The sequence below is a fragment of the Brevibacterium picturae genome (genome assembly GCF_030453725.1).
GTDB classification, from domain to species: Bacteria; Actinomycetota; Actinomycetes; order Actinomycetales; family Brevibacteriaceae; genus Brevibacterium; species Brevibacterium sandarakinum_A.
This window is the reverse complement of sequence record NZ_JAKDJU010000303.1, coordinates 1-2,264: the sequence shown is the minus strand read 5'-3', so window position 1 is coordinate 2,264 and position 2,264 is coordinate 1. Positions and strand designations below refer to the sequence as shown.

At 65.4% G+C, this 2,264-nt stretch carries 2 protein-coding genes; one reads left to right on the top strand and one right to left on the bottom strand.

Annotation, left to right across the window (positions count from 1 at the left end):
- Window positions 1–1,394: Spo0B domain-containing protein (locus tag L0G76_RS15840; protein ID WP_304358091.1), on the bottom strand; the 1,394-nt coding region annotated here is incomplete at its 3' end.
- A 142-nt stretch (window positions 1,395–1,536) separates the two neighbouring features.
- Here L0G76_RS15840 and L0G76_RS15835 point away from each other — a divergent pair.
- Window positions 1,537–2,264: SLC13 family permease (locus L0G76_RS15835; RefSeq protein ID WP_304358090.1), on the top strand; the 728-nt coding region annotated here is incomplete at its 3' end.

The window sequence follows — 2,264 nt, the reverse complement described above, 5'->3', positions numbered from 1 at the left end:
TTGTCGATGAGGTTACCGAGGATGAGCGTGACGTCCTCAGGTTCGTTCACCCGACCCAGCACCAAGGAGTCCGGGGTGACCGCCAGCGACACTCCCGCCTCGGCGGCGGTGGTGCCTTTGGCCTCGAGAAGGGCACGAAGGTACGGGTCGGAGATCACCTCGATGCCTTCGACTGGGGTCGCGATCGGCCCGGTCCGCAGAATTGTCGCGAGATAGGCCCTCGCCTCGTCGGTGGCACCCGTGTCGACGAGGCCGAGCACAGTGTGAAGCCGGTTGGCGAACTCGTGACGCTGGGTGCGCAGGGCACGAGCCATCGAGGTCACGGATTCGAGTTGACGTGCCATCGTCAGCACCTGCGTCTCGTCGCGCAGGGTGACGACACCGCCGACCGACACCCCGTCACGGCTCACCCTGACCGCGGTGGCCAACAGGATCCGGTCGCCTACGTGGATCCGACGCCGCAATGCTCCGCCATCGGGCGCTTCGACCATCATGCGCCGGATCTGCTCGGGCACCTCGCTCGACGAGGCGGACGAGTGCTCGTCGGTGGTCACCGAGGCGGCGGCATGCTTATCGATGGCAGTCGCATCGGCCTCCCCCTCGATCCTGACAGGGCCGATCCCGAGCAGAGATTCCGCGGTGGAGTTGCTCAGGGTGGGTGCCCCAGAGGAGCTGAAGGCCAGGACCCCGTCATCGAGGCCGCGCAGAACAGCGCCTTGATCGCGGGCCATCTCCGCGAGCTCCTCGGGTCCCACACCCAGTGTCTCTCGACGCAGCCGCCGGCCCAGCGCCAGGGACGCGATCACCCCGATGGCCAGCGCCACGACCGCGACGGACCCGAGGGCGAGAAATTCGCGTCGCACGTCGGCATCGAGCACGGAAGCGTAGATGCCCACCGAGACCTCGCCGACAACGGTGCCGTCGCCGGACGTGGAATAGATCGGCACCTTGGCTCGCACGGTCTCACCGAGAGTGCCTCGATCGTGGGTCACCGACTCTCTGCCGGCGAGTGCCTCGGCCGGAGAGGTCGACACATGTTGACCTATTCTGCTCTGATCAGGGTGAGTCAGACGGATGCCCCGATCGTCGGTGATGACCGCGAACACGATGCCCGAGGAGGCGCGCAGGTCATCGGTGATCGCACGCAGCGGGTCTGTGATCGCATCATCCGGGATCTCTGCGTGCTCGGCCGAGGCCCGGGTGGCGCCCTTCCTCACTTCGGGATCGATCGCCAGGGTTCGAGCGGTCGCCAGCGCCTTGGTCTCGGTCACCTCGGTGACCGAGCGGGCGCCCATCCAGGCGAAGATCCCCGTCACCAGCGCCAGGATCACGACAACGACGACGAGCTGGCTGAGCAGCACGCGACGCGAGAAGGAACGGGTGGGACGAGTCACGCGCCAACCATAGTCGCGCGTGAGCGAAATGCGCAAAAGGTGCCAAACAGGCAGAACGTGTTCAGTGCACACAAACGCGCGACGTCGCGGAGCGCGGCCTAGTGTGTACCCGGCATCACATCCGCCTTCGAAGGAGAAGTTCGTGCTCGTAGTTCTCGGTTTCGCAATGATCATCGTCTTCATGACGCTGATCATGACGAAGCGACTCTCACCGATCCTGGCGCTGATCATCGTCCCGACGGTATTCGGGCTGTTCACCGGCGCAGGCTTGGGAATCGGCGAAATGGTCATGGACGCCATCGCAGATATGTCGTCGACGGCTGCACTGCTGCTCTTCGCCATCATCTACTTCGGCATCATGATCGACGTCGGACTCTTCGACAAGCTCGTCGCGTTCATCCTCAGGGTCGCCGGCCACGATCCCGTCAGGGTCGTCATGGGCACGGCCCTGCTCACCGGTGCGGTCTCCCTCGATGGCGACGGGTCGACGACATTCATCGTCGTCACTGCCGCGATGCTGCCGATCTACCAACGCCTGGAGATGTCACCCGTGGTGCTCACCTGTGTCGCGGGTCTGATCAACGGCACGCTCAACATCGTCCCCTGGGGTGGTCCGACCGCCCGTGCCTCCTCGGCCCTGCAGATCGATGCCAACGACATCTTCGCCCCGATGGTTCCGGCCCTGGTCGCGGGCCTGCTGGTGTGCTTCGTCTTCGCCTACTTCCTCGGCATCTCCGAAAGGCGCCGGCTCGCCAAGAACGGCGTGGCCTGGCCCGATGGGTCGCGTTCGAACTCACGACGCTCCGACCTCGTCGGTGCGATCGCCCACTCCGCCTCCGGTTACGATCAGGCGTCCGGCTCTGGACCCAC